The 14,482-nt window shown below is 68.9% G+C and carries 5 protein-coding genes; 3 read left to right on the top strand and 2 right to left on the bottom strand.

The window, feature by feature from the left end:
• Window positions 1-13 precede the first annotated feature (13 nt).
• The 3 genes from recC to recD are packed head-to-tail and all read left to right on the top strand — an operon-like array spanning window position 14 to window position 9,425.
• Entirely contained in the window at window positions 14-3,529 is a 3,516-nt protein-coding gene (gene recC / locus HMPREF3014_RS32735; protein ID WP_023087785.1) for an exodeoxyribonuclease V subunit gamma, read from the top strand.
• A complete protein-coding gene (gene recB / locus HMPREF3014_RS32730) occupies window positions 3,526-7,263 on the top strand; it encodes an exodeoxyribonuclease V subunit beta (RefSeq protein WP_023087784.1) in 3,738 nt (1,245 codons plus the stop codon). Before recC ends, recB begins: the two co-directional genes overlap by 4 nt.
• Window positions 7,260-9,425: an exodeoxyribonuclease V subunit alpha gene (gene recD, locus HMPREF3014_RS32725; RefSeq protein WP_003146668.1), complete on the top strand. Its 2,166-nt coding sequence runs from the start codon at window positions 7,260-7,262 to the stop codon at window positions 9,423-9,425. The genes recB and recD overlap by 4 nt, the downstream gene beginning before the upstream one ends.
• A gap of 21 nt (window positions 9,426-9,446) precedes the next feature.
• On the opposite strand, the gene HMPREF3014_RS32720 is transcribed toward recD, so the two are convergent.
• Window positions 9,447-13,082, bottom strand: coding sequence for an AAA family ATPase (locus tag HMPREF3014_RS32720; RefSeq protein ID WP_023087783.1), 3,636 nt, complete (start codon window positions 13,080-13,082; stop codon window positions 9,447-9,449).
• Window positions 13,083-13,090: 8 nt separating this feature from the next.
• The gene (locus HMPREF3014_RS32715) at window positions 13,091-14,320 is read right to left on the bottom strand and encodes an exonuclease SbcCD subunit D C-terminal domain-containing protein (protein WP_023087782.1); all 1,230 of its coding nucleotides are present in this window, start codon (window positions 14,318-14,320) and stop codon (window positions 13,091-13,093) included.
• Window positions 14,321-14,482 lie beyond the last annotated feature (162 nt).

Below are 14,482 nucleotides of genomic sequence, written 5' to 3'. Positions count from 1 at the left end.
AATAGCCGTACCGATGCCAGAACCCTTGGGAACCACCGCCCTCACGCCCGGATTCATGATCGTCCACGGCAATCGCCTGGACGACCTGCGCGACCTCGCCGTTTCCTGGATGCGCCGCTATCCGCTGGCGCCGCTGGAAAGCGAGCGGGTCCTGGTGCACAGCAACGGCATCGCCCAATGGTTGAAGCTGGCATTGGCCGAAGATCCCCGCGAGGACGGCGGCGGCGGTGGCGGCATCGCCGCGGCGCTGGAGGTGCAGTTGCCGGCGCAGTTCCTCTGGCAGGCCTATCGCGCGGTGCTGGGCCGCGAAAGCATTCCCGAGGTTTCCGAACTGGACAAGGCGCCGCTGACCTGGCGCCTGATGCGTCTGCTTCCCGGATTGCTGGAGCGTCCCGAGTTCCGCACCCTGCAACGTTTCCTCGCCGACGATGCCGACCTGCGCAAGCGTCATCAACTGGCCGAGCGCCTGGCCGACCTGTTCGACCAGTACCAGGTCTATCGCGGCGACTGGCTCGACGACTGGAGCCAGGGCCGCGACCAGTTGCGCACGGCGAACGGGCAGGCGCGCCCGCTCGGTGCCGACGAGCGCTGGCAGGCCGAATTGTGGCGCGCGCTGCTCGCCGACGTCGGTGCCGATAGCCTGGCCCGCAGCCGCTCCGGCGTGCACCGGCGCTTCATCGAGGCGCTGCGCTCCGCCAGCGCGGCGCCGCGCGCGTTGCCGCGACGAGTGGTGGTGTTCGGGATTTCCTCGATGCCGGCGCAGACCCTCGAGGCGCTGGCCGCCCTGGCCAGGTTCAGCCAGGTGCTGCTCTGCGTGCACAACCCCTGTCGCCACCACTGGGCCGACATCGTCGCCGACAAGGACCTGTTGCGCCACGAGTACCGCCGCCAGCAGCGCCGCGCCGGCGTCCCCGCCGACCTCGACGAGGACCGCCAGCACCAGCATGCCCAGCCGTTGCTGGCGGCCTGGGGCAAGCAGGGCCGCGACTACATCAACCTGCTCGACAGCTACGACGACCCGGACAGCTATCGGAACCTGTTCGGCGAGGTCAACGGCGGGCGCATCGACCTGTTCAGCGAGGAGGCCCCGCACGGGCTGCTCGGCCAGTTGCAGGACGATATCCTCGAACTGCGCCCGTTGGCGGAAACCCGCGAGCACTGGCCGCCGGTGGCGCCGCGGAGCGACGCCTCGATCCGCTTCCATGTGGCCCACAGCGCGCAGCGCGAAGTGGAGATCCTCCACGACCAGTTGCTCGCCCGCTTCAACGCCGATCCGAGCCTGAAGCCGCGCGACGTGATCGTCATGGTCCCCGACATCAACGCCTACGCACCGCACATCGAGGCGGTGTTCGGCCAGGTGCCGCGCGACGACCAGCGCTTCATTCCCTATACCCTGGCCGACCAGGGACAGCGCGGTCGCGAGCCGCTGCTGATCGCCCTGGAGCACCTGCTGAAACTGCCCGACAGCCGTTTCGCCGTGAGCGAGATCCTCGACCTGCTGGACGTCCCGGCATTGCGCCGGCGTTTCGGCGTCGACGAGGCCGACCTGGCGACCCTGCACCGCTGGATCGAAGGCGCCGGCGTGCGCTGGGGGCTGGATGCCGCGCAGCGCGAGCGTCTCGGCCTGCCAGCGGGACTGGAGGGCAACAGTTGGCGCTTCGGTCTGCGGCGCATGCTGCTCGGCTACGCGGTCGGCGAAGGCGCGGCCCTGCAAGGCATCCAGCCCTACGATGAGGTCGGTGGTCTGGACGCCGCCCTGGCAGGCCCGCTGGCTGTGCTGCTGGAGCGCCTCGAGGTGGCCTACGCCGAGCTGGCCGAACCGGCCACCCCGGCGCAGTGGGGCGAGCGCCTGCAAGCCCTGCTCACGGTGTTCTTCGAGGCCCACGACGAGCGCGACGAACTGCTCCTCACCCAGCTCCTGCAATTGCTCGAGCGCTGGCAGGAACACTGCGCTTGTGCGGCCTTCGCCGAGCCGCTACCGATCAGCGTGATACGCGAGGCCTGGCTCGGCGGCCTGGACCAGGGCGGCCTGAACCAGCGCTTCCTGGCTGGCGCGGTGAGTTTCTGCACGTTGATGCCGATGCGCGCGATCCCGTTCCGGCTGGTCTGCCTGCTTGGCATGAACGATGGCGACTACCCCCGCCAGCAGTCGCCGCTGGATTTCGACTTGATGCGCAACGACTACCGCCCCGGCGACCGCTCGCGGCGCGAGGACGACCGCTACCTGCTGCTCGAGGCGCTGCTCTCGGCGCGCGAGCAGCTCTACGTGAGCTGGGTGGGGCGGAGTATCCGCGACAATGGCGAGCGGCCGCCCTCGGTGCTGATCGGCCAGTTGCGCGATCACCTGGCGGCCGGCTGGCGTCTGGACCCGGACGGCGACGGCGAGGCGCTGCTGCGTGCCCTGACCCAGGAGCATCCGCTGCAGCCGTTCAGCCGTCGGTATTTTCACGATGCGCCGGAGCAGGGCGTCGATGGCCTGTTCACCTACGCCCGCGAGTGGCGCGAGGTCCATAGCGAGGACGACATCGCCGTTCCCGACGCCGAAGCGCCCCTGCCGCCGCTTGAACTGGAGGGCACACTGGGGCTGCGAGCGCTGGCGGAGTTCCTCGCCAACCCGGTGAATGCGTTCTTCCAGCAGCGGCTCAAGGTGCGTTTCGACGACGAGCAATTGACCGGCAACGACGAAGAGCCTTTCGAACTGGACGCGCTGGACAACTGGAAGCTGCAATTCGAGCTGACCGAACGCATGAAGCGCTGGGTCGAGCGGGACTGGGATGCCGAGGGCCTGCCGGCGCAGTTGCAGGCCCAGGTCGAGCGACTGCGGCGACAGGGTCGCCTGCCGCTGGCGGCGTTCGGCGAGTTCTCCGCGCGCCATTTGCTGCAACCGCTGCCCGACCTGCTCTGGCGCTACCGCCAGGAAATCGAGCGCTGGCCGGAGGCGGTCGAGCAGCAGCAGGAGTTGCGCCATCGCCATCCGTCCGGGCTGGAGCTGGAGGACTGGCTCGGCGGCTTGCGTCGCGACGCTTCCGGGCGCCTGGCGCGCCTGCAGTTGCTCAGCGGCAAGCTCCATGAAGGGCGCGGCTTCAAGTGGCACAGCCTGGTGCGCCACTGGTTGCAGCACCTCGCCCTGCAACGTCTAGGCCAGCCGGTGAGCAGCGTGCTGGTGAGCCAGACCGGCACCCTGGAGATTCCGCCGCTGCCGAGCGAGCGCGCCGGCGAGTACCTCGACCAGTTGATCGACGCCTGGCGCCAGGGCATGCGCCAGCCGTTGCCGGTGGCCTGCCGGACCGCTTTCGCCTGGCTCGCCAGTGGTGGCGCCGCAGAGCCCGAGAAAGCCATGCGCGAGGCGCGCAAGCGCTACGAGGGAGGGTTCGGCATGGGGGGCGAGGTGGACGCCTCGCCGGCGCTGGCTCGGGTCTATCCGGACTTCGACAGGCTGCTCGCCAGCGGTGAGTTCGCGCACTGGGCCGAGCAGCTCTACGCGCCGCTGCTGGCTGCCCTGGGACGTGGCGCGGAGGAGCAGGCATGAGCCAGCAGCAGATGCCCGTGGCCCTCGATCCGCTGGACTTCCCGTTGCACGGCAGCCGCCTGATCGAGGCCAGCGCCGGTACCGGCAAGACGTTCACCATCGCCCTGCTATACGTACGCCTGGTCCTCGACCATGGCGGCGAGAACGCTTTCGGCCGGCCGCTGAGCCCGCCGGAAATCCTCGTGGTGACCTTCACCGATGCGGCGACCCAGGAACTCCGCGAGCGTATCCGCAGCCGCCTGGGCGAAGCGGCGCGTTGTTTCGCCGAGCCGCAGGAGCGCCACGACGGCCTGCTGGTCGCGTTGCGCCAGCAGTATCCCGCCGAGCGCTGGCCGGGCTGCGCGCGCCTGCTGCGCCTGGCCGCGGAGTGGATGGACGAGGCCGCGGTATCGACCATCCACAGTTGGTGCTACCGGATGCTGCGCGAGCACGCCTTCGACAGCGGCAGCCTGTTCACCCAGAACCTGGAAACCGACCAGAGCGAATTGCTCGCCGAAGTGGTACGGGACTACTGGCGGCGTAACTTCTACGGCCTGACGGCTCCGGCGGCGCAAGCCGTGGCCAGTTGCTACAGCGGGCCGGAGACGCTGGGCAAGGCCTTGCAGCCGCTGCTGGCGCGGCAGGACGCCGACTTCCGCTACGCCGACCAGGCGCTGAGTGCGCCCGAGTCACTGGCAGCCTTGCTGGAGCAGGGCGGCGACTGGTATCGCCAGCTCGACCAACTGGACGCGCAGGCCCGCGCCGCCTGGCGCGCAGCGCGCGTCGAACTGGAAGCGCTGCTGCGCGACCTGCGTCCCTACCTGAACGGCAACAGCTATCGCGGCAAGGACAGCGACGAGACCTTCGACGCCTGGCTGCAAGCGTTGGCGGACTGGAGCGAGGGCGGCGAGCAGCCGGCCAACCTCGGCAAGTTCGGCCAGACCCGGATCAAGCTCACCGCCAAGCGCGTGGCGCCCGAGCATGCCGCGCTAAGGGCCATCGACGCCTGGGCCGCGCATCAGGAAGAGCGTCCCGATCTCGCTCCCCACCTGTTGTTGCACGCGTTGGGCGAAGTCGGGCACGAACTGGAGATCGAGAAGCAGCGGCGTGCCGAGATCGGCTTCGACGACCTGCTCAGCCGCCTCGACCGCGCCTTGCAGGGGCCTGGTGGCGAGCGCCTGGCGCAATTGATCCGCGAGCAGTTCCCGGTGGCGCTGATCGACGAGTTCCAGGATACCGACCCGGTGCAGTACCGGATCTTCGAGCGCATCTACCGGATCGCCGCCGATCCCGACGAGCCCCAGGCGCGGGAAACCGGCCTGTTCATGATCGGCGACCCCAAGCAGGCGATCTACGCCTTCCGCGGTGCCGACATCCATACCTACCTGCGCGCCCGCGAGGCCACTCGCGGGCGGCATTACACCCTTGGCAAGAACTTCCGCTCGACCGCCGCCATGGTGGCGGCCGCCAACCGCTGCTTCGCCTTCGCCGAAGAGCACCCGCGCGGCGCCTTCCGTTTCGCCCGCGAGGGGCTGGAAAACCCGGTGCCGTTCCATGCGGTGGACGCCCAGGGGCGCGCCGAACGTTTGTTGATCGACGGTGCCGAGGCGCCAGCGATGACGTTCTGGAACCTTGATGTCGAAGCCGGCGTGCTTGGCTCCGCGGCGTATCGCCAGGAAATGGCCGAGCGCAGCGCCAGCGCCATCCGCCGCTGGCTGAGCCTGGCCGACCTGGGCCGCGCCGGCTTCGCCGACGAGCAGGGCGGCTGGCGTGCGTTGCGCCCGGCGGATATCGCCATCCTCGTCCGCGGTCGCGCCGAGGCCGAGGCGATCCGTAGCGCGTTGGCGGCGCGGCGTCTGGCCAGCGTCTACCTGTCCGACCGCGACTCGGTGTTCGACAGCCAGGAGGCCATCGACCTGCTGCACTGGCTGCGCGCCTGCGCCGACCCCGGTGCCGATACGCTGCTGCGGGTCGCCCTGGCTACCCGCAGCCTGCACCTGGACTGGGCGACCCTGGAACGATTGAACCAGGACGAACTGTTCTGGGAACGGATGGTCCTGCGCTTCCGCGACTATCGCCGGTCCTGGCAGGCCCAGGGCGTATTGCCGATGCTGCGGCGCCTGCTCGCCGACTTCGAACTGCCGGCGCGCCTGCTGCGGCATGCCGATGGCGAGCGCAGCCTGACCAACCTGCTGCACCTGGCCGAGTGGCTGCAGCGCGCGGCGGTGGAGCTGGACGGTGAGCACGCGCTGATCCGCCATCTGGCCGAGCAGGTGCAGAGTCCGGGGAGCGAAGAGATCCTCCGCCTGGAAAGCGACGCCGACCTGATCAAGGTGGTGACCATCCACAAGTCCAAGGGGCTGGAATACCCCTTGGTGCTGCTGCCCTTCATCTGCAGCTGGAGGGAGCTGGACGGCAACAGCGGCGCGCCGGCGAGTTTCCACGAGGATGGCGCTGCAGGGCGGGTCATCGAGCTGGCGCGGCGCAAGGAGCAGGCTGCGCGGGCCTACGAGCAGGCCAACGACGAGCGCCTCGGCGAAGACATGCGCCTGCTCTACGTGGCCCTGACCCGCGCCCGCCATTCGGTGTGGCTGGGCATCGCGCCGCTGGTGGCGAGCAACAGCAAGTCGCCGGAGTTGCACAAGGGGGCCCTGGGCTACCTGCTTGCCGGCGGCGCGACCATCGGCAGCGATGGCCTCGGACAATGCCTCGCCGCGTTGCGCGGCGAGTGCCGGGAGATCGTCGTCGAGCCGGCCCCCGAGGCGGACGCCGAACGCTATGTCGCAGGGCGCGGCCAGGGCCTTGGGCAGGCCCGCGAAACTCGCCGCAGCAGCCGCGAGAAGTGGTGGGTCGCCAGCTATTCCGGCCTGCAATTGCAGGCCTCCGCCGGGCTGGACGATGACGAGGTGTTGGAGAGCGACGAATCGCAGGAGCCGATCAGCGCCGAGGAAGCCACCTTCCACGAAGAAGGCCGTTCCGCCGAACAGCCGCCGGTCGCGCACGCCAGCGAGATGCGCGACGACCTGCATCGCTTCCCGCGCGGACCGGCTCCCGGCACCTTCCTCCACGGGCTGCTCGAATGGGCCGGCCGCGAAGGCTTCGAGGTGGCGCGCGCCGATGCCCAGCGGCGCCGCGAACTGGTCGCGCGACGCTGCGATCTGCGTGGCTGGAAGGACTGGGCCGAACCGCTCGACCTGTGGCTGGAGCAGTATCTCGCCGAACCGCTGCGCTGGCCCGGTGGCGAAACCAGCCTGGCCGGGCTGGTCGCCTACCAGGTGGAAATGGAGTTCTGGTTCGCCACCCACCAGGTCCAGGCCGAGGCGATCGACGCCCTGGTCCGGCGCCATACCCTCGGCGGCGCGGCGCGTCCGGCGCTGGCGCCGACCCTGCTGAACGGCATGTTCAAGGGCTTCGTCGACCTGGTCTTCGAGCACCAGGGGCGTTTCTACGTGGCCGACTACAAGTCCAACTGGCTGGGCGCCGACGATGGCGCCTACAGCCCGGAAGCGATGACCGCCGCGGTGCTGGAGAACCGTTATGACCTGCAGTACGTGTTGTACCTGCTGGCCCTGCACCGGCAGTTGAAGGCGCGCCTGCCCGACTACGACTACGACCGCCACATGGGCGGCGCCGTGTACCTGTTCCTCCGCGGCGCCCGCGCGGCGACCCAGGGCCTGCACTTCGAGCGCCCGCCGCGGGAACTGATCGAACGCCTGGACGCGCTGTTCAGCGGCCAGCCGGGAGCCGAGCGATGAATCCGACCCTCAAGCAACTGGCCGGCGAAGTCCGCGATGGCCGCGACGACCAGGTAGCGCAACCGCTGGCGGCACGCCACGACCTGCTGCGCCAGCTCGACCTGTGGGTGGCGCGCGGCTGGCTACGGGCGCTGGACCGGGCGTTCGTCGCCTTCCTCGTCGAGTTGCAGCCGCAGGCCGATCCCCGGGTGCTGCTGGCGGCGGCGCTGACCAGCCACCAACTGGGCCACGGTCACGTCTGCCTGGACCTGGAGGCGACCCTCGGCGCGCCCGACGCGGCACTGTCGCTGCCGCCGGAAGGCGACGAAGGCCGCGATGTGCTGTTGCCGTCGCAACTGCTGCACGGCGTGCGCCTCGACGCCTGGCGCGAGGCCCTGGCGGCGTCACCGCTGGTGGAGGTGGTCGACGAGCGCCCAGGCGATCCCGAGCCGAGCGAGACGGCGACCTCGCCGCTGGTGCTTTGCGCCCAGCGTCTCTACCTGCGTCGTTATTGGCGGCACGAGTTGGAGATCGCCCTGGCCCTGCGCGAGCGCCTGGGTCGGCAGGCGCCCCTGGCCGCAGACCTGGCGCCGCGCCTGGCCGCGCTGTTCGCGCAGGCGCCTACGGAAGACGGCCAGCGCGTCACCGACTGGCAGAAGCTGGCCTGCGCCCTGGCGGCCCGCGGCTATTTCAGCCTGATCACCGGCGGTCCCGGTACCGGCAAGACCACCACCGTGGTGCGCCTGCTCGGTCTGCTCCAGGCACCGGCGGTAGCCGCCGGCCAGCCGCTGCGCATCCGCCTCGCGGCGCCCACCGGCAAGGCCGCGGCGCGTCTCTCCGAATCCATCGGCCAGCAGGTCCGGGCCCTGCCGCTGGCGGAAGACGTGTTGCAGGCGATCCCCGCCGAGGTCACTACCCTGCACCGTCTGCTTGGCAGCCGTCCGGATACCCGGCACTTCCGCCACCACCGGGACAACCCTTTGGCGCTGGACGTGCTGGTGGTGGACGAGGCCTCGATGATCGACCTGGAAATGATGGCCAGCCTGCTCGATGCGCTACCGCCGCAGGCGCGCCTGATCCTGCTCGGCGACAAGGACCAGTTGGCCTCGGTAGAGGCCGGCGCGGTGCTCGGCGATCTCTGCCGGGATGCCGAGGAGGGCTGGTACAGCGCCGAGACCCGCGCCTGGTTGCAGCGGGTCAGCGGCGAAACCTGGCAGGGCTTGCGCGAAGGTTCGGCGCAGGCGCATCCGCTGGCGCAACAGACCGTCATGCTGCGGCATTCCCGGCGCTTCGGCGCGAGCAGCGGGATCGGGCGCCTGGCGCGGTTGGTCAACCGGCAACAGGCCGGCGACGCGCGCGCGCTGCTGGACAGTCCGCCCGCCGACCTCTTCGACCTGCGCCTGCGCGGGGAGCGCGATGCAGCCTTCGCCCGGCTGTTCGTCGACGGTCATCCGCAGGCGCCGGGCGCGCCGTACGGCTACCGGCACTACCTGCAACGCCTGGCCGAGGGCCGCCCGGCCGCCGGACTGGCGCTGGAGGATGGCGCCTGGGAGCGCTGGGCGCAGTCGGTACTGACGGCTTTCGACGCCTTCCGCCTGCTCTGCGCGCTGCGCCGCGGCCCATGGGGCGTGGAAGGACTGAACCAGCGGGTAGCGGCAGAACTGCTGCGCCTTGGCCTGATCGAGGCCGATCACGGCTGGTACGAGGGGCGGCCGGTACTGGTGACGCGCAACGACTACAGCCTGGGGCTGATGAACGGCGATATCGGCATCGCCCTGCGCCTGCCCGAGCGCAACGACGACGGCAGCCTGCGCTTCGCGCTGCGGGTGGCCTTCCCGCGCAACGACGGTAGCGGCGGCGTGCGCTTCGTCCTGCCGAGCCGCCTGGTCGAGGTGGACACCGTGTTCGCCATGACCGTGCACAAGTCGCAGGGTTCGGAGTTCGCCCATACCGCGCTGGTCCTGCCGGACGCGCTGAACCCGGTGCTGACCAAGGAGCTGGTGTACACCGGTATCACCCGCGCCCGCGACTGGTTCAGCCTGGTGGAAAGCCTGCCCGGGGTGTTCGAGGAAGCAGTGCGGCGCAAGGTGCGCCGGCTCAGCGGGCTGATGCTGCATCTGCGGCCGGAAAGGGAAGAGCAGCCGCCGCATGCTCCGGGTGAACAGACCGAGCTGCCGTTCTGACGTACCGCCTGGGCGGTCGGCTCAGCCGACCACCTTCAGGCTGCTCATGCCGTTGCCCTCGCGCTGGACCCGCACCTGGACCGGGATCCGTTCGTGCATTTCCTGGACGTGGGAAATCACCGCCACCTTGCGCCCCTGGGCCTGCAGGTTGTCCAGGGCATCCATCGCCAGTTGCAGGGATTCCGGGTCGAGGCTGCCGAAGCCTTCGTCGATGAACAGCGACTCGATGCGCAGCTTGCTCGATGCCATAGAGGCCAGGCCGAGCGCCAGGGCCAGGGAAATCAGGAAGGTCTCGCCGCCGGAGAGCGAATACACCGAGCGCAGTTCGTCGCCCATCTCGGTGTCCACCACCAGCAGGCCCAGTTCGCTGCCGCCGCGCTGCAGGCGGTAGCGCCGCGCCAACTGGCGCAACTGCACGTTGCTGTGCTGCACCAGCAGGTCGAGGTTGTAGCCCTGGGCGATGCGGCGGAACTTGTCGCCGCTGGACGAACCGATCAGTTCGTTCAGGCGGCCCCATCTGCGGAACTCGGCGCGGGCTCGCTCCAGTTCGGCAAGCAGCGCCTGGCTCTGCTCGCGGCGCTGGTTGTCGGCCTGCAACTGGCTGTAGGTATCCAGGTAGGCCTGTTCGCTGGCGGCCAGGCGTTCGCGCTGTTGCCGCAGGTTGTCTTCCAGCGCCTCGCGGTCGGTTTCCGGCCGCTGCCGGCGATGCTGGAGCAGTTGCGCCTGGCGCTCTGCTTCCAGTGTCTGCTGGCGGGTGATCTCCTCTTGCAGTCGCTGCAATTGCTCCCGCCATTGCGTCGCCTGTTCCTCGGAAAGGCCGAGCAGGGCGTCGAGGCGGCTGTCGTCGAGGTTGTCCTGGCGTTCGCGCCAGGCCTGCCAGTCGGCCTGAAGGCGCTGGAACTCATCCTGTTGGCGCTGCCGTTGCTGCTGCAGGTGTTCCAGGGCTTCGGCGAGTCGCAGTTGTTCCTCGCGCAGCGAATCCAGGGGCGCCTGGAGCGTCTCGACGGCGCTCTGCGCCGCTTGCGCGGCGTGCTCCAGCGATAGCTGCCAGTCCTGGGCGCAGGCGTGCTGGCCCAGGTGAGCGCCGAGGCGTCCGTTCAGTTCGGCGAGTTCCGCCTGGGCCCTTTCCTCTGCCTGACGGGCTTCGTTGCGTTGCTCGTCGCTTTGCTTCAGTTGCCAGCTCGATTCATCGCAGCGCTGCTTGAGCTCCTGCAGACGCTGTTCGATCTGCTGAAGCCGCGCCTGTTGCTGCCGGCGTTGCTCGATGGACTCGCCGAGTGCCTGGAAAGTCCGCAGCGGATCTGCCTGCCAGCGCTGCCAGTGCTCGTCGGAGAGCAATGGACGCAATTGCTGGCTGTCCTCCTCGACCTGCTGCTGCAAATGTTCGTAGCGCTGCCGTTGTTCCGTCAGCGCCTGCTGGCGCTGTTGCAGGATCGTCTCGGCGGCCCGCAGTTCCTGCTGCAATTGCTGGGTCTGGCGCTGGCGGGCGATCAGCCGGTCGAAGTCTCGTTGGCACTGCTGGCGCTGCCCTGCCAGGTCGTCCAGGCGTTGTGCCAGCCACTCCAACTGCGCGGACGGCTGCAGGAGTCGCAGTTCTTCCGGCAGCGTCCATTGGTCCAGTTGCCGATCGAGCGCGGCCAGTTGGCCAGTCAGTTCCTGCTGCTCCTGGCGACTCTGGTTGAGTCTTTCCCGCTGGCTGGAATAGCCCTCGCGCAGACCGACCAGGGTCTGTCGCAGCCGCTCGAGGGACTGCTCGGCGCGGACCTGCTCCTGGTCGTCGTGTTCACCGAGGGCGGCGAGCAGTTGCTCGGAATGGTGATAGGGATGCTCCTGGCTGCCGCAGACCGGGCAGGCCTCGCCGTCCACCAGGCCGGCGCGCAGTTGCTCGACGCTGGCGCTGCGGGCCAGACGTTGGCGCTGGAGCAACTCGCGGGTGACCTGCAGGGCCTGCTCCGCCGCCTTCACCTCCTCGGCGCATTGGCTGCCTTGTCGTTTCAGGTCGAGCAATGCCTGCTCCTGCTCGACCATACGCTGGTCGAGTTCGCCCAGGCGTCGAGCCAGACCGGCGCGTTGGTCGAGGACCTGTTGCCATTCCTTGTGGAGCGCTTGTTGTCGTTCCAGGCTATCGGTCTGCCGGCGCAATTCGACCAGGCGTGCCGCCAGGTCGTCCGGCTCGCTGCCATGGAGGGCGGTCCATTGCGCCTGCAAGCGTTCGAGCGGTTCCCCGGCGTGGGCCAGGGATTTTTCCAGCTCGGGGAGCTGCGCCTGGCTTTCGAGCGCGCGCTGGCGACGTTGCACGAAGGTGGCGAGCTGGCCCTGGTGGGTCGCCCAGGCGTCGCCGAGCGCGGCGAGAGCCTGGCTGTCGCGCAATGCCGCCTGCAGTTGCGCCTGTTCCGCGACATGGCGCTGCTGCTCCATATCCAGTTGCCGAGCGGCGTCGCTTTGCTGGGCGTGGCGCTGGTTCGATTGCCGATGGAGTTCCTGTCGCTCGGCCAGCGTTCGCTCCAGGCGCCTGGCCTCGCTCTCCAGCTGGAAAGCCTCGCGCAACGGCGCCTGGGCCTGACGCAGATGGTTGTCGGCCTGGGCCTGGCGCTCGCGCGCCTCCTGCAAGCGGGCCTGCAATCCTTGCAAGCGCTCGGCACCCGCGGCTTGCTGCTCGGTGCGCTGCCGCTGCTGCTGCTCGGAGTGCCGGAGTTCCTGCTCGAGTTGCTTCAGGCGTTCGATCAGACCGCGAACCGGAGCCAGGCGCTCCAGCCATTGCAGGGTTTCCCGCTCCGTCGCCAGGGCGTCCCAGGCCTGCCTGGCCTCGGCCAGTTGACCTTGTGCGTGCTCGCAGGATTGCAGCAGCCGCTGCTCCTCGGTGAACCATTGTTGCTGGCCTTCCAGACGTTGCAGTGCCTGTTGCTCCTGGAGACGCGCCTGGGCGTGGGATTCCAGCGCCGCCTCGAGCCCGGCCCGGGCCTGCTCGGCCAGGGGCAGGCTGCCTTCCAGGCGTTGCTCGAGTTGCTTGCGCTGCTCGTCGGCCTGGCTGGCGCGCTGATAGGCGGCTTTGCTCAATTGGCTGTACAGGCCGGTGTCGGTGAGTTTCTCCAGCAATGCGCCGCGGTCGTTGTCGCTGGCCTTGAGGAAGGCGCTGAATTCGCTCTGGGCCAGCAGCACGGCGCGAGTGAACTGGGCGAAATTGAGGCCGAGCTTCTGCTCCAGCTGTTCGCGGAACTCGCTTTTCTTGTTCGCTGCCAGCATTTGCTGGGTCTCCAGGTCCTGGAGGCTCTGCTGGCTCTTTTGCAAGGCGCCGTCCGCCTTGTCCCGGGAGCGCCGGGTTTCCCAGCGGGCGCGATAGCGGTGGCCGTCGATGCCGACGAAATCCACTTCGGCGTAGCCGCTGGCGCAACCGCGGCGCAGCAGGTTGCGTTCGTCGTTGCTGGACAGCTCGTTCCGGCCATCGGGAACCTTGCTGCTGGCCGAAGTGCTTTCCAGCCGCGGCGTGCTGCCGAACAGGGCCAGGCACAGGGCGTCCAGCACGGTGCTCTTGCCGGCGCCGGTCGGACCGGTGATGGCGAACAGGCCGGCGCTGGACAGCGGTTCGCGGGTGAAGTCGATTTCCTGCTCGCCAGCGAGGGAGGCGAGGTTCTTCAGGCGGATGGCGAGAATCTTCATGGAACGGCTTATTTCCCCGGGGGCTCTTCGGTGGCCAGTTCGACGCTTTGCAGCAGGCAGGCGAAGTCATCCAGCGCCTGCGCATCCGGGCCGGAGCCATAGGCGCTTTCCCAGGCGCGGCTGAACAGTTCCTGGGGGTTGAGTTGGTCGAGCCCGAGCAGCGGCGCCTGCTCTTCGTCGCGGCGCTGGTACTCGCTGGCGATGCGCACCAGACGGCAAGCCTTGCCCAGCAGGGCGCTCTCGACCTGCTGGCGCAGGTCTGGTTGCGGCTGATCCAGCATGACGCGGACCTCCAGCCAGGGCCGCTGTTCGTTCAGCAGGTCGGCCTCGGCCAGTTCGCCGATTCGATCGAGCGCCTCGCCAAGAGGCGCGGGGCCGATGCGCAACAGTTCCACCGCGCGTGGCACCGGAAGACTCTGTACATCCTTCAGGCGCTCACCTTCCAGGGTGACGAGGAGGACCTGGTGGCGATAGTTCACTTCGGCGAAGGACAGCGGCAGCGGCGAGCCGCTATAGCGAATGCGCTCCTGTCCGGCGACTTTCTGTGGCTTATGCAGATGACCGAGGGCTACGTAGGCGATCTGCTCCGGAAACAGGCTGGCGGGCAGCGCTTCGACGTTGCCGATGATCAGGTTTCGCTCGGAGTCTTCGGAAACCGAGCCGCCGGCCATGTGTGCGTGGCTGACGGCGACCAGTGCCTGTCCCGGCGTGCGACGGGCGTGCGCGGCGGCAACCAGGCGTTCGTGCACCTGGCGGATACCGGCCAGGTAATCGTCGCCGAGCCCGCCTCCGGTGACTTCGGCGGGACGCAGGAAGGGCAGGGCCAGGCACCAGGCGGCGACCTGGCCATCCGCGTCGTGCAGGGGCAGCAGCAGGCGATCGCTATCGAGGCTTTCGTCTATCCAGCCGATCCGGCCGATGGCATGGGCGTTCAGTCGTTTCATCAGCGGAGCGGGCAGTTCGATGCGCGCGCCGGAGTCGTGGTTGCCTGCGATCATCACGATCTCCAGCCGCGGCAGCCGTCGATGGGCGCTGACGATGAAGTCGTAGAGGCGCTCCTGGGCTTTGAGCGGTGGATTGATCGTGTCGAAGATATCGCCCGCGATCAGCAGGACATCGGCGCGCTGCTCTTCCAGCTGGCGCAGCAGCCAGTCGAGGAAGCGCGCATGCTCATGATCGCGGTCCTGGCCGTGCAGGGTCTGGCCCAGGTGCCAGTCGGAGGTATGTATGAGGCGCATGGAACACTCGTCGAAAGCGGCGGAGCCGTGGCTCGCATTCCTTATATGAGGCAACAGAAGGAGAGGGCGGGGCAAGCCAGCCTATAAAGGAGGAATGGGGCGTCCTCTGGGCTTCCTGACCTTTGGGTTAAAAAGTTTCAAATAAGTGTTGACGCCAGTTTC

The organism is Pseudomonas sp. HMSC065H01, from assembly GCF_001815235.1.
In the GTDB taxonomy this organism is placed as follows: domain Bacteria; phylum Pseudomonadota; class Gammaproteobacteria; order Pseudomonadales; family Pseudomonadaceae; genus Pseudomonas; species Pseudomonas aeruginosa.
This window is presented reverse-complemented; position numbering and strand designations above follow the sequence as displayed.